This window comes from Pseudomonas chlororaphis subsp. chlororaphis (assembly GCF_003945765.1).
Taxonomy (GTDB): Bacteria; Pseudomonadota; Gammaproteobacteria; order Pseudomonadales; family Pseudomonadaceae; genus Aquipseudomonas; species Aquipseudomonas chlororaphis.
Genome location: NZ_CP027712.1, coordinates 830,029 through 854,384, shown reverse-complemented (window position 1 = coordinate 854,384; position 24,356 = coordinate 830,029). Strand labels below are relative to the sequence as shown.

The following is a 24,356-nucleotide window of genomic DNA, read 5'->3' as shown; positions in this document are numbered from 1 at the left end:
GACTCCTCAACGCAAATGGATGGTGGTGTTCACGCCATCGTTGACGCTGTCATCGTCGAACCAGCGACTGGTGACGGTCTTGGTCTGGGTATAGAACTGCACCACTTGTTTGCCATAGGGCCCCAGATCGCCCAGTTTGGAACCACGGGAACCGGTGAAGCTGAAGAACGGTACAGGCACCGGAATCGGGATGTTGATCCCGACCTGACCGACATCGATTTCGGTCTGGAACTTGCGGGCGGCCGCGCCGCTCTGGGTGAACAGGCCGGTGCCGTTGCCGAAGGGGTTGCTATTGACCAGGGCGATGGCCTGGTCGAGGGTGTCCACTTCCAGCACCACCAGCACCGGGCCGAAGATTTCCTGGGTGTAGATCTGCATGTCGGTGGTCACCCCGGAGAACAGGGTCGGGCCGACGAAGTTGCCCTGCTCGAACCCCGGCACCTTGACGTCGCGACCGTCCAGCTCCAGCTTGGCGCCTTCCTTGATGCCGCTTTCGATCAGGCTCAGCACACGCTCCTTGGCGCGCTTGGAAATCAGCGGCCCGACATCGGTGCCCGGCTCGCTGCCGGCATTCACCTTGAGTTTCTGCGCCAGCGCCTTGAGGTCCGGCAGCCATTGTTTCGCCGCGCCCACCAGGACCACCACCGAGGTGGCCATGCAACGCTGGCCGGCCGCGCCGAACCCGGCACCGACCAGGGCATTGAGCGCCTGTTCGCGGTTGGCGTCGGGCAGCACCACGGCATGGTTCTTCGCGCCCATCATCGACTGCACACGCTTGCCGTGTTTGCCCGCCAGGTCATAGACGTGGGTGCCCACCGCGGTGGAGCCGACGAACGACACCGCCTTGATGTGTGGGTGGGTGCACAGCTTGTCCACCACGTCCTTGCCGCCATGCACCACGTTGAGCACGCCAGGCGGAACGCCGGCTTCCAGTGCCAGCTCCACCAGCAGCATGGTCGACAGCGGGTCCTGTTCCGAAGGCTTGAGGACGAAGGTGTTGCCGCAGGCGATGGCCATTGGGAACATCCACAGCGGAATCATCGCCGGGAAGTTGAACGGGGTGATCCCGGCGCAGACACCGATCGGCTGGCGCAGGGTGTAGGTATCGACGCCACCGGCGACGTTCTCGGCGAACTCGCCCATCTGCAGGCTGCCGATCGAGCAGGCATGCTCGACCACTTCCAGGCCGCGGAAAATGTCGCCTTCGGCATCGGCGATGGTCTTGCCCTGTTCGGCGCTGAGCACCTGGGCAATACGCTTGGAGTGTTCGCGGATCAGCGCCTGCAGCTTGAGCATGATACGCATCCGCGCGCCGATCGGGGTCAGCTTCCAGGTCTGGAAGGCGCGCTGCGCGGCTTCGATGGCGGCGTCGACTTCATCCGCCGTGGCGAAAGGTACCTTGGCCAGCACCTGCTGGGTGGCCGGGTTGGTGATGTCGTGCCATTCGCGGGTCTGGGATTCGACCCACTGGCCGTCGATCAGCAGCTTGACCTGCTGCAAGGTAGTGCCGTCGGACTTGAGGGATGCGTTCATACGGGTCTCCTGACTTCTTGAGGTTCTTATGCAGGGAGCCAAGGCGTGGGACCGCCTTGAAATGAGGCGTGCGTCGCGAGTTGGTTGTCGGACTGTTTTTGGAGTATAGATGTGCAAACTTCTAATAAGAACGCACATAAAAGCCGGTCCATCATGCAAAAAAACATCACCTCCCTCGGCTCGCTGAACTGGGACGACCTGAAGTTTTTCCTCGAAGTGGCGCGCACCCGCAAGGCCAGCAGCGCGGCCAAGCGCCTGGCGGTGGACTACACCACGGTGTCGCGGCGCATCGGTTCGCTGGAGGGCGCGCTGGGTACCCTGCTGTTCGAAAAGTCCCGGACCAATGGCTTTGTCCTGACCGCCGAGGGCCAGCGCCTGCTGGGTTATGCCGAGTCGATCGAAAGCACTCTGCACATGGCCTGCGAACAGGTCTCGGGCTCGGGCGTGGCCCTGTCCGGGCATGTGCGCATGGGCTGTACCGAAGGTTTCGGCAGCTTTTTCATCACCCCGCAGCTGAGCCATTTCGTCGACGCCTACCCGGCGATCTCGGTGGATATCCTGCCGCTGCCGCACTTCATCAGCCTGTCCAAGCGCGAGGCCGATATCGTCATCGCCCTGGAACGCCCCGAGCATGGCCCCTACGTCTGCTGCAAGCTCTGCGACTACCGCCTGCAGCTCTATGCGACCCAGGAATACCTCGACCAGCACCCACCGATCCGCCGCCCGGCGGACTTGAGCGAGCATCAATTCATCAGCTACGTGGACGACCTGGCGTTCAGCTCGGAGCTGCTGTACCTGGCCAACGTGCTGCCCGGCGCCAGCGCCAACCTGCGCAGCACCAGCGTCATCGCCCAATACGTGGCGGCCCAGCAAGGACGCTCGCTGGCGATCCTGCCATGCTTCCTGGCCGCCCAGGACCCGCGCCTGCTGCCAGTGCTGCCGGAGGAAATAGACATCACCCGGCAGTTCTGGATGTACTGCCGCGAGGACCTGCGCAAGCTCAAGCGGATCACCCTGTTGTGGGATTACATCCGCAGCGTGACCGAACAGAATCAGGGCCTGCTGATGGGGCAGAGCCGGGAGATGGTGTTTGCCGACTCATAGCCTGTACGGAGTCGCGAAAGCCGATCGCAATGAGAGCGGGCTTCATCCAAGTTCAGAATCGTCCTAAAGCCTTGCCCATCGTCACTTGTTAGGTTCGCGAAGCTCGACAAAGAGCCTCACGGACCCGCCAACACACAAGGACGATCAATGCTTTCTTCTGCTCGCCTGGGCGACAAACACCTCTGCCCGCTTCCCGGTCACGGCACGACACCTATTGCTTGCGCTTCTGGTGACATCAACATCAACTTCATGGGAGCAGCCCGAGTCGGTGACATTTGCGGTTGTGGTGCGGTCATCACCACGGGGTTTCCATCGATCATCCTGAATGGTCGTCCCATGGCCCACTTAGGGAGCCCTACCAGTCACGGCGGGACGATCATCACGGGGTCAGGCGACACCTTCGGTGGCTTTGTCATGGGGCCCACTCCTGGCGCGGCAATCATTAACTTCGCGGCGCTCGGAGTGTTCCGCTCAGATGGCTCGGTAGACGATGAAAAGATGGCGACCTTGCTGGCCGACCCGAGGCTAACCGAGAAGGCCACCGCTGCAAATGCTTTAGTCGATCCCAATGTGGCCTCTAAGACGCCTGAAGAGAAGCCGGAAGAAAAGGTCTGTAATGACCCAGACCAGATGGAAGAACTGGCGAGCTACATTGCCGACGAGATGAATACCAATATCAACAGCCCGTCTGTGCGACAAATGAAAGACCTCAACAGCTTTAGTCCAACAGCTGAAACAAAGAAGTATAAGGAGCTTCCTTTCTATCTTCGTCTTGGCCAAAGCCCTGACTTCTATAGCTTAGCGCTGGGAAAGAAAGCGAAAGCTTTGGCTATCTGGACTGAGCGAGTCGGTCAGGGCCGACCCTGGGACCACAAGCCGAAGCTACAAGCGATGTTCAAGGATGTTTGGAACAAACAAGGGGGCTACGACTACTTCTATGACATCTGGTCGAACATCCACTATGGCTATGTTGGACTGGCTGGTGGACTCTCTGAAAGTGTCCTCTTGGACGGCGCAGGTATAGAGCAGATAGGGTCGGACGCTGCTCGGAAGGTTGAAGAGATTTTTGAAAAACCTAAAGCAGAATGGGAACGGCCCGGCCCGCATCGCTCTGCTGATATCGAGGGCATGAGGGCCTGGGATGATGCACCTGACCGAATATCCATTAGTATCGGCGTGAAACTCTATCGACAACGCCCCAACGGAGGCATAACAGCAAAGATGATCATGGACGAAGTTCTTGCAGTACAACCGAAGGAATGGGGGGAAGGTATCCGTGTCCACAAATGTAAGGCCCATTAAATACAGGTACATTTTGGGCATTCTCTTTCTGCTACTGCTGTCCCCCTTTGTGTTTTGGAGGGTAGCGACCCCAGTGGTCACGGTTCACTACACCAAGGAGGGAAAAGAGAAGCTTTCTGTGACCTGGAATACCGAACACCGAATTTATCGGAGTGGACGCGGGGGCCTATTTCCAGGCGAGGCGACATCTGACTTTGGCCACATTTTTCCAGATGCCGGGTTCTTCATGGAGTTCTATTGGTGGAGTGATACGGGCCGTAATCATTGCGTCAATATCACCCCTAAATGGCGAAGAACGGATATTTACCTCGACCTAAATGGCAATATTGATACCAGCCCAGAGAGCGGCACGGATACGGATCGCTTGAAGAAGTGCACTACGGACCCTGCTGATCCTTAAGAACTCCAAGCATCACCACTATGAGGTCACCCTGCCAGCACCGCTGCAAAATCCACTCGGCACAGCCTGGTCCTGCTATCGCGAAGACCTAGCGGATCACCCCGCTGTGGGAACCGCAGTGTAAAGGAAGAATCAGGGCCTGCTGGCATGATGGTCTTCGCCGATTAGTCGGCGATGACCACGATCGAGACGCGACGGTTTTCGGTGCGTCCGGCTACTGTGCTGTTGGAGGCCACCGGCTCGCTGCTGCCCAGGCCGCGCAGCTGGATGTTTTCTTCGCGCATGCCCGTGGCCACCAGTACTTTGCTCACGCTTTTCGCTCGGCGCAGGGACAGTTGCTGGTTGTAGCTTTCCCTGCCGGAGCCATCGGTGTGGCCATCGACCCGGACCTTGTCGATGTGCACGCTGACCAGCGCCTTGCCTATATGCTCAACGATGCCGGTGCTAGCGGCATTCAACCTATCGATGTCGCTGCCGAACAGCACCTTGCCGGACAGGCCGAAGGCCCAGCCCTCGTCCGTCAGCTCAAAGCCCTCCTGCTTGAGCACCGACACTTGCTGCGGGGTCAGTCCCTTGGGCGGCACGCTCTGGCAACCGGTCAATGAAAGCAGCGCCAGCAACAGGCCGGTGGTGAAAAGTCGCAAGAAAGGTCGAGTCAGTGAAAACAAAGAATTAGCTCCTGGATTGAACGTGAACGACGGGGGGCTCCGACCCCGCGGTGTGTTGCCCGCCTCGAGAGACACGCTTGGCCTGATACATCGCCGCATCGGCGGCATTGAGCAGAGCTCCCGGGGTGGTGCCATGATCAGGGTAGACGGCAATACCGATGCTGAGTGAAGTCAGTACCGAAGTACTGCCCGGCAAGGCAATCGGCATCTCCATGCTGGCGATGATTTTTTCGGCGATACGCTCGGCATCCTCGATGCGGTGCAGCGGGGTCAGCAGAATGGCGAACTCGTCGCCCCCCAGGCGCGCCACCAGGTCTTCCTCGCGCAACTGCGCGCGCACTCGCGACGCCACCGCCATCAGCACCGCGTCGCCGGCGGCGTGACCGAAGTTGTCGTTGATGCCCTTGAAACGGTCACTGTCGAGAAACAGCACCGCCACCCGTTCGTTGAGCTTGCTGGCGCTGCGCAGCGCGCGGATCAGCCGGCCCTCGAAAAACGCCCGGTTCGGCAACCCGGTCAGGCTGTCATGGCTGGCCTGGTGGGCCAGGGTTTCGTTTTCGCTCTGCAAGTGGGTTTGCCAGGCTTCCAGCTCATCGAGCAGGGCATTGAAGTCGTTGCCCAGGTTGTCCAGCTCGGCAATTTCCGCCGGCGGCACCCGGACGTCGAATGCCCGCTCGCGGCGCGCGGCATGGGCCACATCGGCCAGGCTGCGCAGCGGCCCGGTAATGCCGCGCAACTGCCGGCGCGCCAGGTACAGCGCCACCCAGGCGCTCACCGCGATACACAGGACAATCCCCACCAGCCCACTGAGCAGGAAGCGCAGCAGGCTGCCGCCGTGCCCGGTCAGGGCGATGCTGCCGATTTCCTGGCCCTGATGCATGATCGGCACGGTGATGGGTTTTTCGAGAAAGGCCCGGGCGATCTGCATTTCCAGATCGGTCAGCAAACCGATTTCCGGCCGCTCCCAATGGGCCAGCACGCGCCCCCGTGCATCGAGTACCTGGGCATCGGCCACCTCTTCGGTGGAGGCAATCAGGGCCAGGGCTTCGGTCGCCGCGGCGCTGTCGTTGAACACCACCGCCGCTTCGACCGTGTAATTGATCGAACGCGCGATCAGATGCAGGTTGTGATCGGCATACACCCGCAACGCCAGCACCCCGAGCAATGTCAGGGACAGGCTGGCCATGGAAATGGCCAGCAGGGCGACAATCAGATGCCCGCGGCCAATGACCGAACGCAATGTAGGGCGAGCAGGAGATTTGAAGAAGCTCATGGCGCCGCCGGTCGACGACGGGAGAGTTGCAGCACGCTTGGATGAATCCGCACGCCACTGCGGGCCACCGAATCCAGGTTGACCTCGAATGACACCTGATTGTCACTGACGCGCAGGCAGAACAGGCTGCCGACCGTGCACTGGTCGCCGCCCTCGCTGATGCTCAATACCGGATGACCGACCAGGGAAGTGAACAGGCGGGCGCGCTGGTCGTCGGTCAGCTTGCCGATGTACACCGCATCGCACTCGTTGACGATGGCCGGGTTGTCGGCCAGCAAGCGCCGCACCAGAACCGGGCGGCCCGTGGCCTGGGTCGTGCCCTTGACCAGGTCGTCGGTGTATTCGGTCGGCCCCACCACGCACAGACGCAATTGCGCCGGCTCCACCGGCCAGCGCGCATAACTGAGAATCCCCAGTACCACTTGAGTCACCGCCTTGGCGCGCTGGTCTGCCAGGCTGGTGGTGGCAGGCTCGGGTTGCGCGACGGCAAAAGTGCTCAGCAGACAGACCAGGGCGGACAGCAGTATCTGCCTCCAGCCCGAAAAGCGCTCTGTCGCCGAGACAGCCACGTTCATGCAGGGATTCTCTTTGATCTTCATACAATGATGCCGCAACGATAGCACAGCCGGTGAAACCGCCGCGAGGTTACCAGGTATGGGTAGCAGGCTATTGGTTTAGAAAAAAATGAAGTAACGATTTGAGCCTTCCTATTCTTCATGCCTGCATCGCCTGCTTAAGATCGGCGCCAGAGAGCGAGCCGTCCAGACCGCCCTCGGTGAGACCGGATCCGCAGAGACCCGGCTCAAGGAATGTCTTTTGCTACTGCCCAGTATCGCCGCTTCGGCCCAGTGCCTTTGCGGTGCCATGAGTAGCCCAAGACATCTTTGAGGTTAGCCGATGCAGCTGGAAATATTCCGCACACTCTGGGGCTATACCGCCAGCCCGGCCCAGGCCCTCGACGAGCTGCTGGCCGCCGGCTTCGACGGTATGGAAGCCCGCCTTCCTTTGCAAGCCCGCGAACGCGGCGAATTCGGCACTTTCCTGCGGGACAATCGCCTCGCCTACATCTGCACGGTTTTCACCGCCTACGACGTCCTGCCAAAACAGTCGGCCGCGTTCCAGGAACACCTGCTGGACCTGGAGCGCAAGCTCGCCTGGGCCGCCGAACTGGCGCCGCGCTTCGTCAATGTGCTGGCCGGCAACGACCGCTGGCCCCTGGCCCAGCAAGTCGAGTTCTTCGGCCAGGCCATGGAGCTGGCGCGCAAGCATGGCCAGTTCTGCAGCTTCGAGACCCACCGCGCCCGTTCGCTGTTCAATCCCTGGGTCACCCTGGAGCTGATCCGGCAATTGCCCGACCTGCGTTTCACCAGCGATATCAGCCACTGGGTCGTCACCTGCGAACGCCTGCTGGATGCCCCCTTCGATGACCTGAGCGCCTTCGTCGAGCGCGTTCACCATATCCAGGCCCGGGTCGGCTATGACCAGGGGCCACAAGTCCCGCACCCCGCCGCCCCGGAATATGCCCGTGAACTGGCGTTCCACCAGCAGCACTGGGAAGCCATCTGGCATTCGCAAAAGGCCCGTGGCTATCAGGTCAGCACCCTGACCCCGGAGTTCGGCGCCGACGGCTACCTGCATCACCTGCCCTTCACCAACATGCCGGTGGCCGACCTCTGGTCGCTGAACCAGTGGATGGCCAGGACCGAGCGCGAACACTTCGACCGCTTCACCCACTCAACCCGTCCGTGAGGTTCTTGTGTCATGCCCGATAAAATCGATAAAACCCCGGCCAAGGCCAACTTCAAGCACATTCCGGTGGTGGACATCGCCGGCCTGTTCAGCATCGAGCTGGAGCACCGGCTGGCCGTCGCCGAGCAGCTGGGAACGGCCGCCAGCGAAGTGGGCTTTCTCTACATCACCAGCCACGGCATCGACCCGCAGTTGATCGCCGGCCTGCGCCAGGCCGCCAGGGACTATTTCGCCCAGCCCCTGGACAGCAAGATGCAGCACTACATCGGCACCTCGAAAAGCCACAAGGGTTTCGTCCCCGAGGGCGAGGAGGTGTATTCCAAGGGCAAGCCGGATCACAAGGAAGCCTTCGACATCGGCTTCGAAGTCGCGGCCGACGATCCCCTGGTCCTGGCCAACACGCCGCTGCTGGGGCCGAACGAGTGGCCAGAACTACCCGGATTCAAGGAGGCGGTGCAAGCCTATTACGCGGCCGTCTTCGCCCTCGGCAGGCGCCTGTTCGGCGGGTTCGCCCTGGCCCTGGGCCTGGAGGAAAACTATTTCGACGCCCTGGTCACCCGCCCGCCTTCCAAGCTGCGCCTGATCCACTACCCGTTCGACGACGCGGCCCAGGATGCGCCAGGCATCGGCGCCCACACCGACTACGAGTGCTTCACCATCCTGCTGGCCGACAAGCCGGGCCTGGAGGTGATGAACAACCTGGGCCAGTGGATCGACGCCCCGCCCATTGCCGACGCCTTCGTGGTGAACATCGGCGACATGCTGGAGGTGATGACCGCCGGCGCCTTTGTCGCCACCGCCCACCGGGTACGCAGCGTCAGCGAGGAGCGCTACTCGTTCCCGCTGTTCTACGCCTGCGACTTCCATACCCAGATCAAGCCTTTGCCGCAGTTCGCCAAGGCCTCGGACGACTACGAGCAGATCACCATCGGCGAGCACATGTATGGCCAGGCCCTGCAGACCTACCAGTACCTGCGCAAGCGCGTGGAGAACGGCGAGATCCGCCTGCCGGAAAAAGCCCGCAAGCCTTCGAGCTTCGGCCACCTGAAACACCAGTCGCAAGCGTCCTGACCACCCTTTTGCCCTTTGCTTCCATCCCCTGGAGAGACCCACGATGCTTAACAAAAACAACGTTGCTCGCCTGACCCTGCTCACCGCCGGCCTGTTGTGCGCCACCGCCGGCCTGGCCTCGACCGCGACACCCGGACAGCTGAAGATCGGCATGGAAATCACCTACCCGCCGTTCGAGTCCTATGACAGCGAGAAGAACGTGGTCGGCTCCGATCCGGAACTGGCCCACGCCCTGGCCAGGCACATGAACGCCAAGGCCGAGTTCGTCGACACCAAGTTTCCCAGCCTGATCCTCGGCCTCAACGCCGGTCGCTACGACGCGATCATTTCCGGCATGTACATCACCCCGGAACGGCAGACCCAGGCCATGACCATCGCCTATGCGAAAACCGGCGCGGCGATCATGACGTCCAAGGACAGCGGCCTGAATCCGCAAACCCCTGAAGACCTGTGCGGCCTGAAGGTCGGGCTAGAGCAGGGCACCACCTGGGTCAGCCAGTTGCAGAAGCTCTCCAGCGACTACTGCGTGCCGAACAACAAGGGCGCGATCAGTGTCAGCGAATACCCCTCGGCACCTGAGGTGACCCAGGCCCTGCTGTCGAAGAACATCCAGGCCCAGGTGGAAATCGCCGGCGCGGCGAAGATGATCGCCGAACGCACCCAGGGTCGGGTGGTGGTCACCAGCCAGCACCTGATCTATCAGCAAACCCTCGGCATCTTCGTCAAGAAAGGCAACGACGCCACCTACAAGGCGCTGCAGGAAGCCTTCGCCGAGAGCCGCAAGAACGGCGAGTACGCCGCGATCCTCGGCAAATACAACCTGGAACCGGTGACTGACTGACAAGCCACTGCGGCGCAGGGATGCGCCCGTGACCGGCCCCCGATCGAGCGCGCAGCGCCCGTCCTGATGCCTGCGATCCGAAGCCGCCCGAGGTGTTTATGCAATTCGACTGGTCCTACTTCATCTCCCTGTTCTCCCTGCCCAGCTTCTGGCACGCCTGCGTCACCGTGGTCCAGCTCAGCGCCCTGGCCTGGTTCATCGGCATGCTGCTGGGCTTTCTCCTGGCCTCGGCCAAACTCTCCACGGCCGCCTGGATCAGAACCCCGGCAGCGCTGTACATCTGGTTCTTTCGCAGCATTCCGCTGCTGGTGCTGGTGGTCTTCGTCTACAACCTGCCCCAGCTGTTTCCGGCCACCGGTTCGGTGCTGTCCAACCCCTTCTACTCGGGGCTGCTCGCCCTGGTGGTGACCGAAGCGGCGTACATGGCGGAAATCCATCGCGGCGGGCTGATCTCGGTGGCCAAGGGGCAGAAGGAAGCCGGCCGCGCGCTGGGCATCGGCCTGATCGGTCTGCAACGGCTGATTGTCATCCCCCAGGCCTTCCGCATTTCCCTGCCGACCCTGATCAACGAGTACATCACCGTGGTCAAGCTGACTTCGCTGATCTCGGTAATCTCCCTGACCGAACTGCTCACCGTCGGCCAGCGCCTGTATGCGCAGAACTTCCTGGTGATGGAGACCCTGGCCGCGGTGGCGGTGTACTACGTGCTGATCGTCACCCTGTTCGCCTGGCTGCTGCAGCGCCTGGAGCGCCACCTGGACCTGAACCTGCGCACCCCGCAAACCCTGGATGAAGCCGGCACCGAGCGGCTCCGGCAACAGGCACAACCGCAGCACAGCCGCACTCGCCCACGACCGGTAGCCGGCAGCGCCCCGGCCCTGCAACTGCAAAACATTCACAAGCGCTACGGCGATCACCAGGTGCTCAAGGGCGTCGACCTGAACGTCGCCAGTGGCCAGGTGATTTCCATCATCGGTCCGTCCGGCTCGGGCAAGACCTCGCTGATCCGCACCATCAACGGCCTGGAGCGCATCGACCAGGGCGAGATCGTGCTGTTCGGCAACAGCTTCATCAGCGCCGGCGACAACCTCAACAGCCCGCAGGTGCGCGAGGGCGTGCGGCACATCGGCATGGTCTTCCAGAACTTCAACCTGTTCCCCCATCGCAGCATCCTCGACAACATCTGCCTGGCGCCGCGTTACCACGGCAGCAGCAAAGTCTTGAGCGAGCAGCAGGCCTACGCCTTGCTGGACAAGGTCGGCCTGCTGGCCCACGCCCACAAGTACCCGCACCAGTTGTCCGGCGGCCAGCAGCAGCGCGTGGCGATTGCCCGGGCCCTGGCGATGGAGCCGCAGATCATGCTTTTCGACGAGCCGACCTCGGCCCTCGATCCCGAGCTGGTGGGCGATGTGTTGAATGTGATCCGCGACCTGGCCCGAGAGGGCATGACCATGTTGATCGTCACCCACGAGATGGACTTCGCCCTGTCGATTTCCGATCGGGTGATCTTCATGGAGGGCGGCAATATCCAGCTGGACGCCAGCCCGCAAGCGATCCGCGAAGAAGCGGCGGGGGAACGGGTCAGACGCTTCATGGGGCTGGAGCAGCCAAGCGCGACGGCACTGGCAGCGGCGCTCTGATCGAGTGCCGAACGCCAGTGCCTCGGCGTTCAACCCAGGTCGAGCATCAACCCGCTCAGGCGCTTGACCTTGCGCCGCACCGCCTCTTCGAACACCCCGGCCCGCGGCTCGATCAGGCTGAACCAGTCCTTGGCCCGGGTGATACCGGTGTAGATCAGTTCCTTGGTCAGCACCGGGTTCAGCGCCTCGGGCAGGATCAGCGCGGTGTGGGCGAACTCCGAGCCCTGGGATTTGTGCACGGTCATGGCGTACACGGTTTCCACATCGTTGAGCCGGCTCGGCAGCACGAAACGCACGCCACCTTGGCCGTCGTTGCGCGGGAAGGCCACCCGCAGTACCAGGCGCCCGTCTTGCGTGCCTTCGTGCTCGGGCAACTTCAAGGCAATGCCGATATCGCCGTTCATCAGGCCCAGGCCGTAATCGTTGCGGGTCATCAGCACCGGACGACCTTCGTACCACTGCTGATCGCTTTCGATCAGCCGCGCCTTGAACAGCGCGGCGGTGATCCGCTGGTTCAACCCCTCGACACCCCAAGGCCCCTTGCGCACCGCGCAGAGCAACTGGAACTGGTCGAAGGCCAGCAGCACATCGCGGGCCCAGGCGGTCCAGCTCGGATCTTCCAGCGCTGTATCGGCAGGCGGGCGCTGGCCGCGCAACAGGCTCAGGTAATGCCGGTAACCCTGCGGCCCGTCGCCGTGGCCTTCCAGCAGCAAGCGCTCCAGGGCGCGGTCCTGCTCGCCCTTGAGGCTCAGGCCATACAGGTCGGCGTGGCTGCGGGCGGCCAGCAGGCGGCGCGCTTCCTCGGCCTGCTGCTGGTTGACCCAGCGCGCCAGCTGGCCGATACCGCTGCCTTCGCCGAAGCGCCGGGAGTGGCGCAGCATCACCACCTGTTGGGCCAGCGGATGAGCGCCGGCGCTGTCTTCCTGCAGACCGCTGTCCGCCAGTTGCTCGCCGCTGACGGCCTCCAGCCAGCTGCGGGTCTGCGGGCTGTACCAGCCGGCCTCGGCATCGCGGCACAGATCGCCAAGCACCGCGCCGGCTTCCACCGAGGCCAGTTGATCCTTGTCCCCGAGCAACACCAGGCGCGCGTGTACCGGCAGCGCATCGAGCAGATTGGCCATCATCTCCAGGTCGATCATCGAGGCTTCGTCGACCACCAGCACATCCAGGGGCAAGCGGTTGCCGGCGTGATGGCGAAAGTGCCGGGTTCCCGGACGATTGCCCAGCAGGCGGTGCACCGTGGTCACGTCGCTGGGGATCTTCTCGCGCACACTGTCGTCGACCGACAGGGAGCGCACTTGCAAGCTGATGGATTCGGTGAGGCGCGCCGCCGCCTTGCCGGTGGGAGCCGCGAGGCGGATGCGCAAAGGCTTGCCGGCTTCGACAGCCGGGGCCTGGAGCAAGGCCAGCAGGCGCACCACGGTGGTGGTTTTACCGGTTCCCGGCCCGCCGGTAATGATGCTGAAGGCGCCTCGGGTGGCCAGCGCACAGGCAAGCTTCTGCCAGTCCACCGGCCCCGCCGCCTTGGCCGCGCCGAACAGGCCGCCGAGGCGCTCGGCCAAATCCGCGGGGGTTTCCTCCTGCACCGCCAGGCGCTGGCGCAAGGCATTGTCGATGCGCCGCTCATAGGCCCAGTAACGGCGCAGATACAGGCGCTTGCCCGACAACACCAGCGGCCGCTGGCGGGCCTGCTCGCTCTGGTCGGCCGCCAGCGCCACCAGGCGACTGGCCGCCAGGGCCTTGCACCAGTGCGCGCCGTCCAGCGTCGCCAGCACCTGCGACGGCAGTACCGCCGCCGTGCTTTGCAGGTCGCCTTCCGGCGGCAGGGACAGGGCGAAGTCCGGCTCCTTGAGGGTTTCGAACAGGTCCAGGCAAACATGCCCGTGGCCCAGTTGATGGCTGGTCAACGCCGCGGCCATCAGCACCAGTGGATCGCCTTGTGGCTCCAGTTCATGGAGGAAGCCTACGAAAGCCTTGTCCAGGGCGCGCAACCATCCGAGCTCGACCCAACGATCGAGCAACAGCAGCAAATCGCCGGCCCGAACCAGGGGCGCCAGGTCGGGCTGGGGTTCCAGCGGCGTCAGCAGATCCTCGATCACAGCAATACTCCCTGTTCCCACGCCGGCTCGGCCCTGGGCTGCTCGGGTTTGCCCTGGAACAAACGGTCCAGGCGTTCGATCAGCTCACGGGGTGGCCGGGTGAAAAACACGCCGCGGCTGGCCGAGCCCGTACCACGCAAGAACAGGTACAGGGCACCGCCCATATGCCGGTCGTAATCGTAGTCCGCCAGGCGCGCCCGCAACTGGCGATGCAGGGCCAGCAGGTACAGCACGTATTGCAGGTCGTAACGGTTGTCGAGAATCGATTGTTCCATGGCCTGCTCGGTATAGGCGGCGTCATCCACGCCCAGCCAGTTGGATTTGTAGTCGGCCACGTAATAGCGCCCTTGATGCTCGAAGGTCAGGTCGATGAAGCCCTTGAACATGCCATTGAGCAGTACTGGTTCGGCGGTCACCCGAGGCACGCCTTGATGGGTGTACTGGCGCACCAGCTCGTCGAGCTTGAGCACATCGACCTTGTGGCTGGCGAACCAGAATTCCATCTCGACCCGGTATTGGCTCAACTGCGCGAGCACCACCGGCGATCGCCCCGCCCCGGCTGGCAAAGGCAGTTGCAACAGGTGCCGCAACCAGTCGCTCAGGGTCTTGATCCAGCCTTGCCAACCGCGGCGATTACAGCGCCGAGCGATGGCGTCCTCGATAGCGACGGGGTCGGCGGCGAACCCCTCGTCACCGGCCCACTCCAGCAGGCCGTGGAGGAAGGTCCCCGGATTCGGCCCACGGGGGAAGCGATGGATGTCCGCGCCGCTGGCCACGACTTCACGCGGGGCATCGGGGTCGAGGCGTTCATCGTCGAAGAGTTTCTGCGCCTGCGGGCTTTCCGGCGCCTCGGTACTGCCGGCGCCCAGGCTGTCGCTGATGCGCAGGGCGCTATAGGACGCGATCCACCAGTTCTCCGCGGCTCGCCGCTTGGGAGCCAGGGGTGCCAGCAGGGTGGCGTCGTTGCGCGGCGGATGGAAGCGGCTGTCGGAGACGCTGGGCATTTCGCTGACACTCATGGCCTCGCAGCCTTGCTGCAGGTCTTGCAGCCAGCGCGCCAGGCCACTGGACTCGTTCAACAACGCACCGCCGCCCAACAGATAACCCAAGGCCGAGAGGTGCAGCACCGAGCTGTTGTGGTTGCCGCGCTTGAGGTCGGCGACACCCAGCCAGCAGGCATGCTGGGCACGGGTCAGCGCCACATAGAGCAAGCGCAGGTCTTCGGCCAGGCGTTCGTCGTCGGCCTGGGCAATCAGCTCCGGGGTTGGCCGTAGCGTCACCTGGGCCTTGCCCGACTCGTCGTGGTAGTGCAGCGGCAGGCGACTGCCATCCACCGGCTTGGCCGAACAGATGAACGGCAGGAACACCAGCGGGTACTCCAGGCCCTTGGATTTGTGGATGGTCACCACCTTGACCAGTTGTTCGTCGCTTTCCAGACGCAGGATCTGTTCTTCGCCAGCCTGCCCGGACAAGGCCAGGTGCTCGGCCAGGTGGCGGATCAGCGCTTGTTCGCCATCCAGTTCGGCAGCCGCCTGCTGCAACAGTTCGGACAGGTGCAGCAGGTTGGTCAGCACCCGCTCGCCATCGCTGCGGGCGATCAGGGCCTGGGGCAACTGGAAGTCATGCAGCAGGCGTCGCAACATCGGCAGCACACCCTGGGTACGCCAGATCAGGCGATAACCGCGGAACTGCATGACCCGGCTCTCCCAGGCCAGCTCGTCCTGGTTCAGGCGCTCCAGCTCAACCAGCGGCAGGTTCAGGGTGATGGAGGCCAGCGCGGCGCGCAGCGGGCGCTCGATATCCGGTTCGGCACAGGCCTTGAGCCAGGCCAGCAGGTCGTGGGCCTCCTGGGCGGCGAACACCGAGTCCTTGTCCGACAGGTACACGCTGCGCACCCCGCGCGCGGCCAGTTCGCCGCGCACGGCCTGGGCCTCTTTGCCATCGCGCACCAGGATGGCGATGTCCGCCGGCAGCAGGCCCTTGAAGGGCTGACCATCACGGGCGAAGCCGGCGCTGGCCTGCTGCCCGCCGTTGAGCAAGGCGACGATTTCGCTGGCGCAGGCCGCCGCCAGTTGCTGCCGGTACAGCGCCCCGGAAATGGCTTGCTCCGAGGACAGATGCCAGATATTCAGCGCCGGCACCACCTGCCCTTCTCTGTGTAGCTGCTCCTTGCGCCCCTGGGAGGCCACCGACAGGAACGGCACCGGGTTCTCTCCGTTCTTTTCCCGGAACAGGAACGCGCCGCGCCCCTGTTCACGGGACTCGGCACGCTCGAATACGTGGTTCACCGCCTTGACCATGGCGTGGCTGGAACGGAAGTTGGTGCCCAGGGTATGCAAGCGGCCGCTGGTGGCCTGGCGAGCGCGCAGATAGGTGTAAATGTCCGCCCCACGGAAGGCGTAGATCGCCTGCTTGGGGTCGCCGATCAGGAACAGCCCGGTCTCGGGGTTGTTGTCCTCGATGCGGTAGATGCTTTCGAAGATCCGGTACTGCACCGGGTCGGTGTCCTGGAATTCGTCGATCAGGGCCACCGGGAACTGCTCGCGAATCAGCGTCGCCAGGCGCTCGCCACCCTCGGCCTGCAACGCGGCGTCGAGGCGCAGCAGCATGTCGTCGAAGCCCATCTCGGCACGGCGGCGCTTCTCCTCCTCGAAGCGCGCGCCGACCCAACGCGCAGCGTGTTGCAACACCGCGGCGTCGGGGCTCGGCAAGGCATCGAGCGCGGCCTTGAGCCCGGCCATGGCGTCCAGCGCGGGATGATCCGGCGCATCGCCTTTCCAGGCCTCGGCCATGCCTTCGGGGGTCAGGCGGCTGAAGCCGGTACCGATATCCAGTTGTTCTATGGACTCGTCTTCGGCCCAGGCGGTGATCTTTTCGAACCAGGCCTCGAAGTAGCGCGCCTGCATCTTGCGGCCATCGACGGCCTTGCTGGCGACGCCTTGCAAGCAGATCTCCCGCAGTTGCTCAGCCCATTGCCGCCAAGGCGCCTTGAGCTGCACCAACGCCGCGCGACGCTCCAGCAAGCAGGACTCGATCAACTGCGCCGGTGTCTGTTCCTGGTCCACTTCACGTTCGCTGCCAAACAGCGCACGTACCCTGGGCAGCAAGGCCGCGGGCCCACCCCAGTTGGCCCGCACCCAGTTCAGCGCATCACCCTGCATCGGGTAGCAAAACAGCCGCCAGTAGTCGCGCAGCACTTCGCCCAGCAGATCGCTGTGGTCGGTTTCCAGGGTCTGGGTAAACAGGCTGCCACTGTCGAACGCATGCTCGCGCAGCATGCGCTGGCACCAACTGTGGATGGTCGAGACCGCGGCCTCGTCCATCCATTGCGCGGCGATGTCCAGGCGGCTGGCGCAACCCGGCCATTGTTCGGCGGCGAACTGATCGCGCAACTCGGCGATCAGCGCGTCGGGCGCGGCGGTTTCATCGCGGAAGAAGCGTGCGGCTTCAGCCAGGCGGGTGCGGATCCGCTCGCGCAGTTCCTTGGTCGCCGCATCAGTGAAGGTCACCACCAGAATCTGCGGTGGCAGCAACTCGCGACCGAACCCGGCCGGCTCGCCGCCGTGCCCCAGCACCAGGCGCAGGTAAAGCGCCGAGATGGTAAAGGTCTTGCCCGTGCCGGCGCTGGCTTCGATCAGTTGGCTGCCCCGCAGCGGGAACGCCAGGGCCAAAGGTGCTTGCCGGGTCATACGTCAGCCTCCCCATTGGCCGCGGAGCGCCAGGGCGCCTGTAAGAGTGGGCGGTACAGCGCATCAACCCAGCCGCTGAAGGTTTCGTCGGCGATCAACGCGTTGTAGTCCGGGTACTGGCGCGCCAGGGCCGGGCTTTCCCGACGTTCGCCATCGCTGGTCTGGCCGTCGCCTTCATAAGCTTTGCGCGCCGCCGCTTCGGCCTTGCCCGGATCGCTCTGGCCCAGCCAGGCAAAGGCGGTTTTCACGGCTACCGGCAGCGGCTGGCACATGCCCGCCTGCCAGGCCAGCAGCAGATCGCCCAGGCTTTGCAGCGCCGCATCGCGGTCCAGAGGCGGCAGCAACAAGGTGTCGTCGCTGGCCACCAGCGCGGTGGTCAAGGTGTAGCCGCTGGCACAGGCCACCAGATGATTGACCCAGGGCCGGGTCAGGCGGTGCCATTTGCGGGTCTTGGGTGAGCCGATGCTGTTGGGGATGGTGGTGACCGACAGCAAACCGCCGTCGCTGCGTTGGTGCAGGCCGCTCAGCCAGCCTTCGAGTTTCACTTCCTTGAGTTCAAGGGTAATCGGCAAGGCGCTGGTGACCGGCGTTGGCCATAACTCCAGCAACTGCCGATAGCGCATCAACAGATCCGGCAAGGGCTCGATCAGCTCTCGTTGCAGGCTCTCGCCAAAACCGGCCATGGGCAACAAGCCGCTGGCCTGTAGCCGTTGCGCCTGGGCCTGCAGGGCCTGCTCCGGATCATCGGCGCAGTTCAACGCCGCCTCCAGCAGGCTGTCGCTCAGGCTGTAGCGTTGCAGCGCGTCAAGTACAAAGGGTTCCTCGTCGGCCAATGGCGCGTCGGCCGCCTCGAAGAACACCTTGAGGCGCTGACTGAAGAAATGCCGTACCGGGTTACGCAGGAAGTCCTGCAACTGTCCCAGGCTCAAAGGCTCTTCCTGGACATAGGGCGCCAGAAGTTCGAGCGCTTGAGGAGCCGCTTGGGTCTGGTGCAACAGCTGCCACTCTCGGGCATAGCTGAACAGCCCATGGCCTTCATGGAAGTAGCGGGCACTGAACGGTTGCAGTGGATGTTCCTGGGTCATGGCGTCGAGCAGATTGTCCTGGTCATTCGCCAGCTTCCAGCCACTGGCCAGGTGATCGCGCAACTGGCCGATCAGCACCGAGGCCGGGCGCTCGCTGTTGTCGCGAATGCTGCGACCGACCCAACTGACGTACAGCTGATCCCGCGCCGAAAGCAGCGCCTCCAGCAGCAGGTAACGGTCGTCTTCGCGCCGCGAGCGGTCGCCGGGCCGGTAGTCGCTGCCCATCAGGTCGAAATCCAGCGGCGGCTGCGCCCGCGGGTAGTCGCCGTCGTTCATCCCCAGCAGGCATACCAGCTTGAAGGGAATCGCGCGCATCGGCATCAGTGTGCAGAAGTTCACCGCACCGGCCAGGAAACGCTGGGACAAGCGGCCCTGGTCCAGGCCAGCCAGCCAGGCTTCGCGGACCACGGTCAGCGGTAGCTCATCATGCAGGCCAACCGACTCGCAGGTTTCCAGCCAGGTTTCGCGCAAGTCTTCGAGTTGGCTCAGCAGGTAGTCGTCATGTTCGGTACTGGCCAGGAAGAACTGCTGCGTGAGTGCTTGCAGGCGCTCGCCCCACTGCGGCGGCGAAGCCGGCAAAGTGAGGTTCTGATACGCCATCTCCAGGGCATCGAGCAAGGCCACCAACGGTCCGATCAATGCCGCATCCAGGCCGCCGATCTCATCGTAAGGCTCAATCCCCTCGCAAGCATCGGAACGTCCCACGGCGTAACCCAGCAACATGCGGCGCAGGCCGAAACGCCAGCTGTTCTGCTCCAGTTCCTCCGGCAATCCCAGGTCGGCCCGTTGTTCGGCGTTCATACCCCAGCGGATGCCGGCACCTTCGATCCAGCGATGCAAGGTCGACAGATCGGCCTCATCAACGCCAAAACGTGCGCGTAATGCCGGAACATCCAGCAGGTCGAGGATTTCGCTGACGGGGAACCGGCTGTCCGGCAGCTTGAGCAGATGCTCCACGGCAATCAGCAATGGGTCGCGGCCACGTTGGCCCTGGTCCGTCAGGGTGAACGGAATGAAACGTCGATCGTCACGCTCCAACTGGCCGAAGACCGCGCGAATATGCGGTGCGTAACTGTCGATATCCGGGACCATCACGATCACATCCCGCGGACGTAATTCGGGGTCCTCACTGAAACGCGCAAGCAGCTGGTCATGGAGAATTTCCACTTCGCGCTGGGCACTGTGGGCAATGTGAAAACGGATCGACTTGTCCTGGTGCAGATCGACCGCCGGCCACAACTGCCGGGTCTCCTCCAGCGGGCGCAATTCGAGGATATCGTCCTGCAGCTGATTCAGCAGGGTCTGCGGCTGACTCTCGCTGAACAGGTCGATACGGCCGTCGCGAAAGGCCGAGCGATAGCTGTTGGGATCGTCGTAGCTGTCGAGCAGGTTGATGTAGTCACGGCCCTGCTTACCCCAGGCGGCAAGCAGCGGGTGGGCATGTTGATGCAGGGTCTGCGGGTCGAGCACCGCGGGCATTCCCGCCTTGCGCGCCTGACGTTTGTATTGATGGCGCAGCAGGTCCTTGTCGGCGACGATATCCGCCCAATGGTGACGACAAGGGTTGTGTACACACAGCAGGACCTGGCTGAAGCGGGCCAGTCCAGCCAGGGCTTCCAGGGCTTGTGCGGGTAGGGAGGAAATCCCGAAAACGATCACTCGCGAGGGCAACCCTTGTGGCGCCGTTTCCAGGTTGAGGATTCGTTCGATGAAACGTTGATGAACACCGGCGCGACTTTGCGCCATGCCCTCCTCCCCCACATCCAGCAACAACGCCCGCCACAGTTCGGCCTGCCAGCAGTTGGCGGGGGTCAGGGCCTTGGGCTCACCTCGAGCGCTGCGTAGTTGATGCCTGCCTGCGGCCCAGTCTTCCAACCAGTCGGCGCGATAGACCTGATATTGGTCGAACAGGTCAGCCAGGCGCTCGGCCAATTGATAGCGCTTGCGCAGATCCGTGTCGTGAGTAAGGAAACGGCGTAGGGGCTCGAAGTGCGGCTGATCGATCAGTTCGGGCAAAAGCCGCATCAGGCGCCAGGTCAGCGGCGCTTTATCCAGTAGTGATTTGGGCGGGATTTCATCGCGTCCCAGCACCATGCGATAAAGCTGCCACATGAAACTGCCAGGGAGCTGCACATCGATGGCAGCAGCGATGCCACAGCCGCCCATGTCGTCATCCTCGGAGTCCTCAGCCAGGGCCAGCTTCAGCCATTGGGCAATGCCGTTGCTCTGGACCAGGGCGATCTCATTCTCCAGCGGCGCCAAGGGGTAACGCCGCATCCAGCTGACCACCAGGCTGCGCAACTCGTCCAGGCGGTTACCGTGAACCACCATAAAACCAGCGCTGAGGGACGTGGCGTCCGGCATAAGGGCTTCCTTGGAAAATGCAAAAGCTAGGGCCGAACCTTAGCACTGTCACGCAGCGGTGACAGCTGAGAGGACCAACGTGAGTGTTGCGAGGAATGAGGCATTTTTTGTCGCACAAAAACAAAACCCCAATTGCTTTCGCAATTGGGGTTTCGGAATTTAATCTTGACGATGACCTACTCTCACATGGGGAAACCCCACACTACCATCGGCGATGCATCGTTTCACTTCTGAGTTCGGGATGGGATCAGGTGGTTCCAATGCTCTATGGTCGTCAAGAAATTCGGTGTGCCGAGTCGTCTTTCGACGCTTCAGCAAATTGGGCATGCGATAGTTTGTGTGTTTTCTCGAACTTTCGGTTCGTTTCGTCTTCACACACCGCAATCTGGCTGTTAAGCGCAAATTGCTTGGGTGTTATATGGTCAAGCCTCACGGGCAATTAGTATTGGTTAGCTCAACGCCTCACAGCGCTTACACACCCAACCTATCAACGTCGTAGTCTTCGACGGCCCTTTAGGGAACTCAAGGTTCCAGTGAGATCTCATCTTGAGGCAAGTTTCCCGCTTAGATGCTTTCAGCGGTTATCTTTTCCGAACATAGCTACCCGGCAATGCCACTGGCGTGACAACCGGAACACCAGAGGTTCGTCCACTCCGGTCCTCTCGTACTAGGAGCAGCCCCTCTCAAATCTCAAACGTCCACGGCAGATAGGGACCGAACTGTCTCACGACGTTCTAAACCCAGCTCGCGTACCACTTTAAATGGCGAACAGCCATACCCTTGGGACCGGCTTCAGCCCCAGGATGTGATGAGCCGACATCGAGGTGCCAAACACCGCCGTCGATATGAACTCTTGGGCGGTATCAGCCTGTTATCCCCGGAGTACCTTTTATCCGTTGAGCGATGGCCCTTCCATACAGAACCACCGGATCACTAAGACCTACTTTCGTACCTGCTCGACGTGTCTGTCTCGCAGTCAAGCGCGCTTTTGCCTTTATACTCTACGACCGATTTCCGACCGGTCTGAGCGCACCTTCGTACTCCTCCGTTACTCTTTAGGAGGAGACCGCCCCAGTCAAACTACCCACCATACACTGTCCTCGATCCGGATAACGGACCTGAGTTAGAACCTCAAAGTTGCCAGGGTGGTATTTCAAGGATGGCTCCACGCGAACTGGCGTCCACGCTTCAAAGCCTCCCACCTATCCTACACAAGCAAATTCAAAGTCCAGTGCAAAGCTATAGTAAAGGTTCACGGGGTCTTTCCGTCTAGCCGCGGATACACTGCATCTTCACAGCGATTTCAATTTCACTGAGTCTCGGGTGGAGACAGCGCCGCCATCGTTACGCCATTCGTGCAGGTCGGAACTTACCCGACAAGGAATTTCGCTACCTTAGGACCGTTATAGTTACGGCCGCCGTTTACCGGGGCTTCGATCAAGAGCTTCGCGTTAGCTAACCCCATCAATTAACCTTCCGGCACCGGGCAGGCGTCACACCCTATACGTCCACTTTCGTGTTTGCAGAGTGCTGTGTTTTTAATAAACAGTCGCAGCGGCCTGGTATCTTCGACCGGCATGGGCTTACGGAGCAAGTCCTTCACCCTCACCGGCGCACCTTCTCCCGAAGTTACGGTGCCATTTTGCCTAGTTCCTTCACCCGAGTTCTCTCAAGCGCCTTGGTATTCTCTACCCAACCACCTGTGTCGGTTTGGGGTACGGTTCCTAGTTATCTGAAGCTTAGAAGCTTTTCTTGGAAGCATGGCATCAACCACTTCGTCACCTAAAAGGTAACTCGTCATCAGCTCTCGGCCTTAGAATCCCGGATTTACCTAAGATTCCAGCCTACCACCTTAAACTTGGACAACCAACGCCAAGCTGGCCTAGCCTTCTCCGTCCCTCCATCGCAATAACTAGAAGTACAGGAATATTAACCTGTTTTCCATCGACTACGCTTTTCAGCCTCGCCTTAGGGACCGACTAACCCTGCGTCGATTAACGTTGCGCAGGAAACCTTGGTCTTTCGGCGTGGGTGTTTTTCACACCCATTGTCGTTACTCATGTCAGCATTCGCACTTCTGATACCTCCAGCAAGCTTCTCAACTCACCTTCACAGGCTTACAGAACGCTCCTCTACCGCATCACTTACGTGATACCCGTAGCTTCGGTGTATGGTTTGAGCCCCGTTACATCTTCCGCGCAGGCCGACTCGACTAGTGAGCTATTACGCTTTCTTTAAAGGGTGGCTGCTTCTAAGCCAACCTCCTAGCTGTCTAAGCCTTCCCACATCGTTTCCCACTTAACCATAACTTTGGGACCTTAGCTGACGGTCTGGGTTGTTTCCCTTTTCACGACGGACGTTAGCACCCGCCGTGTGTCTCCCATGCTCGGCACTTGTAGGTATTCGGAGTTTGCATCGGTTTGGTAAGTCGGGATGACCCCCTAGCCGAAACAGTGCTCTACCCCCTACAGTGATACATGAGGCGCTACCTAAATAGCTTTCGAGGAGAACCAGCTATCTCCGAGCTTGATTAGCCTTTCACTCCGATCCACAGGTCATCCGCTAACTTTTCAACGGTAGTCGGTTCGGTCCTCCAGTCAGTGTTACCTAACCTTCAACCTGCCCATGGATAGATCGCCCGGTTTCGGGTCTATACCCAGCGACTAAACGCCCTATTAAGACTCGCTTTCGCTACGCCTCCCCTATTCGGTTAAGCTCGCCACTGAATATAAGTCGCTGACCCATTATACAAAAGGTACGCAGTCACAGAACAAAGTCTGCTCCCACTGCTTGTACGCATACGGTTTCAGGATCTATTTCACTCCCCTCTCCGGGGTTCTTTTCGCCTTTCCCTCACGGTACTAGTTCACTATCGGTCAGTCAGTAGTATTTAGCCTTGGAGGATGGTCCCCCCATATTCAGACAAAGTTTCTCGTGCTCCGTCCTACTCGATTTCATGACTAAGAGATTTTCGCGTACAGGGCTATCACCCACTATGGCCGCACTTTCCAGAGCGTTCCGCTAATCTCAAAGCCACTTAAGGGCTAGTCCCCGTTCGCTCGCCACTACTAAGGGAATCTCGGTTGATTTCTTTTCCTCAGGGTACTTAGATGTTTCAGTTCCCCTGGTTCGCCTCTTGCACCTATGTATTCAGTACAAGATAACCATCTTATGATGGCTGGGTTCCCCCATTCAGACATCTCCGGATCAAAGTCTGTTTGCCGACTCCCCGAAGCTTTTCGCAGGCTACCACGTCTTTCATCGCCTCTGACTGCCAAGGCATCCACCGTATGCGCTTCTTCACTTGACCATATAACCCCAAGCAATCTGGTTATACTGTGAAGACGACATTCGCCGAAAATTCGCGATTAAACTCACAAATTTTACCTTAGCCTGAATAAACACCAGTGAAAGTGCTATCCAGTCTATCTTTCTATCACATACCCAAATTTTTAAAGAACGATTCTGATAAAGATCAGAAATCAACATTCACCATCAACTTGATGGAATGCTCATTTCTAAGCTTTAAACGATGGAC

The 24,356-nt window shown here is 61.5% G+C and carries 13 protein-coding genes and 2 rRNA genes; 6 read left to right on the top strand and 9 right to left on the bottom strand.

Annotated features, from left to right (window positions below; translation table 11 throughout):
* Positions 1-6: 6 nt before the first annotated feature.
* On the bottom strand, positions 7-1,533 hold the full coding sequence (locus C4K27_RS03740; protein ID WP_053259552.1) for a CoA-acylating methylmalonate-semialdehyde dehydrogenase: 1,527 nt from the start codon (positions 1,531-1,533) through the stop codon (positions 7-9).
* 153 nt (positions 1,534-1,686) lie between these two features.
* Between C4K27_RS03740 and C4K27_RS03735 the strand changes: the two genes are divergently transcribed.
* Positions 1,687-2,637: a LysR family transcriptional regulator gene (locus tag C4K27_RS03735; protein WP_009042050.1), complete on the top strand. Its 951-nt coding sequence runs from the start codon at positions 1,687-1,689 to the stop codon at positions 2,635-2,637.
* A 147-nt stretch (positions 2,638-2,784) separates the two neighbouring features.
* On the top strand, positions 2,785-3,939 hold the full coding sequence (locus tag C4K27_RS03730) for a polymorphic toxin type 44 domain-containing protein (protein ID WP_053259551.1): 1,155 nt from the start codon (positions 2,785-2,787) through the stop codon (positions 3,937-3,939).
* A 564-nt stretch (positions 3,940-4,503) separates the two neighbouring features.
* Here the strand turns inward: C4K27_RS03730 and C4K27_RS03720 are convergent.
* The 3 genes from C4K27_RS03720 to C4K27_RS03710 are packed head-to-tail and all read right to left on the bottom strand — an operon-like array spanning position 4,504 to position 6,855.
* Positions 4,504-5,007 carry an outer membrane lipoprotein YfiB gene (locus C4K27_RS03720; RefSeq protein WP_053259550.1) on the bottom strand — a complete coding sequence of 168 codons (504 nt, stop codon included), beginning with the start codon at positions 5,005-5,007 and terminating at the stop codon, positions 4,504-4,506.
* 4 nt (positions 5,008-5,011) lie between these two features.
* On the bottom strand, positions 5,012-6,280 hold the full coding sequence (locus tag C4K27_RS03715; protein WP_053259549.1) for a diguanylate cyclase DgcN/YfiN: 1,269 nt from the start codon (positions 6,278-6,280) through the stop codon (positions 5,012-5,014).
* Complete coding sequence (locus C4K27_RS03710) at positions 6,277-6,855, bottom strand: regulatory sequestration protein YfiR (protein WP_053259548.1); 579 nt, start codon at positions 6,853-6,855, stop codon at positions 6,277-6,279. The genes C4K27_RS03715 and C4K27_RS03710 overlap by 4 nt, the downstream gene beginning before the upstream one ends.
* Before the next feature lie 322 nt (positions 6,856-7,177).
* On the opposite strand from C4K27_RS03710, the gene C4K27_RS03705 reads away from it, so the two are divergent.
* The 4 genes from C4K27_RS03705 to C4K27_RS03690 all read left to right on the top strand — a co-directional run bounded on the left by C4K27_RS03705 (position 7,178) and on the right by C4K27_RS03690 (position 11,581).
* The gene (locus C4K27_RS03705; RefSeq protein WP_053259547.1) at positions 7,178-8,029 is read left to right on the top strand and encodes a sugar phosphate isomerase/epimerase family protein; all 852 of its coding nucleotides are present in this window, start codon (positions 7,178-7,180) and stop codon (positions 8,027-8,029) included.
* Positions 8,030-8,041: 12 nt separating this feature from the next.
* Entirely contained in the window at positions 8,042-9,100 is a 1,059-nt protein-coding gene (locus C4K27_RS03700) for an isopenicillin N synthase family dioxygenase (protein WP_053259546.1), read from the top strand.
* Positions 9,101-9,143: 43 nt separating this feature from the next.
* Complete coding sequence (locus C4K27_RS03695; protein WP_053259545.1) at positions 9,144-9,941, top strand: ABC transporter substrate-binding protein; 798 nt, start codon at positions 9,144-9,146, stop codon at positions 9,939-9,941.
* Between the two features lie 98 nt (positions 9,942-10,039).
* The gene (locus C4K27_RS03690; protein WP_053259544.1) at positions 10,040-11,581 is read left to right on the top strand and encodes an amino acid ABC transporter permease/ATP-binding protein; all 1,542 of its coding nucleotides are present in this window, start codon (positions 10,040-10,042) and stop codon (positions 11,579-11,581) included.
* 29 nt (positions 11,582-11,610) lie between these two features.
* Here C4K27_RS03690 and recD read toward each other — a convergent pair whose 3' ends face one another.
* From recD to C4K27_RS03665, 5 genes are all read right to left on the bottom strand, one after another.
* Positions 11,611-13,680 carry an exodeoxyribonuclease V subunit alpha gene (recD, locus tag C4K27_RS03685; RefSeq protein WP_053259543.1) on the bottom strand — a complete coding sequence of 690 codons (2,070 nt, stop codon included), beginning with the start codon at positions 13,678-13,680 and terminating at the stop codon, positions 11,611-11,613.
* Complete coding sequence (recB, locus tag C4K27_RS03680) at positions 13,677-17,369, bottom strand: exodeoxyribonuclease V subunit beta (RefSeq protein ID WP_053259542.1); 3,693 nt, start codon at positions 17,367-17,369, stop codon at positions 13,677-13,679. The genes recD and recB overlap by 4 nt, the downstream gene beginning before the upstream one ends.
* A complete protein-coding gene (gene recC, locus C4K27_RS03675; RefSeq protein ID WP_053259541.1) occupies positions 17,366-20,818 on the bottom strand; it encodes an exodeoxyribonuclease V subunit gamma in 3,453 nt (1,150 codons plus the stop codon). Before recC ends, recB begins: the two co-directional genes overlap by 4 nt.
* Before the next feature lie 163 nt (positions 20,819-20,981).
* Positions 20,982-21,097, bottom strand: a 5S ribosomal RNA gene (gene rrf, locus C4K27_RS03670).
* Between the two features lie 139 nt (positions 21,098-21,236).
* Positions 21,237-24,128, bottom strand: a 23S ribosomal RNA gene (locus C4K27_RS03665).
* Positions 24,129-24,356: the final 228 nt, after the last annotated feature.

What these genes read in the sequence shown, in the direction of transcription:
- C4K27_RS03740 (WP_053259552.1), bottom strand. Translation starts at nt 1,533, where the DNA reads ATGAACGCATCCCTCAAGTCCGACGGCACTACCTTGCAGCAGGTCAAG.
- C4K27_RS03735 (WP_009042050.1), top strand. Translation starts at nt 1,687, where the DNA reads ATGCAAAAAAACATCACCTCCCTCGGCTCGCTGAACTGGGACGACCTG.
- C4K27_RS03730 (WP_053259551.1), top strand. Translation starts at nt 2,785, where the DNA reads ATGCTTTCTTCTGCTCGCCTGGGCGACAAACACCTCTGCCCGCTTCCC.
- C4K27_RS03715 (WP_053259549.1), bottom strand. Translation starts at nt 6,280, where the DNA reads ATGAGCTTCTTCAAATCTCCTGCTCGCCCTACATTGCGTTCGGTCATT.
- C4K27_RS03710 (WP_053259548.1), bottom strand. Translation starts at nt 6,855, where the DNA reads ATGAACGTGGCTGTCTCGGCGACAGAGCGCTTTTCGGGCTGGAGGCAG.
- C4K27_RS03705 (WP_053259547.1), top strand. Translation starts at nt 7,178, where the DNA reads ATGCAGCTGGAAATATTCCGCACACTCTGGGGCTATACCGCCAGCCCG.
- C4K27_RS03700 (WP_053259546.1), top strand. Translation starts at nt 8,042, where the DNA reads ATGCCCGATAAAATCGATAAAACCCCGGCCAAGGCCAACTTCAAGCAC.
- C4K27_RS03695 (WP_053259545.1), top strand. Translation starts at nt 9,144, where the DNA reads ATGCTTAACAAAAACAACGTTGCTCGCCTGACCCTGCTCACCGCCGGC.
- C4K27_RS03690 (WP_053259544.1), top strand. Translation starts at nt 10,040, where the DNA reads ATGCAATTCGACTGGTCCTACTTCATCTCCCTGTTCTCCCTGCCCAGC.
- recB (WP_053259542.1), bottom strand. Translation starts at nt 17,369, where the DNA reads ATGACCCGGCAAGCACCTTTGGCCCTGGCGTTCCCGCTGCGGGGCAGC.
- recC (WP_053259541.1), bottom strand. Translation starts at nt 20,818, where the DNA reads ATGCCGGACGCCACGTCCCTCAGCGCTGGTTTTATGGTGGTTCACGGT.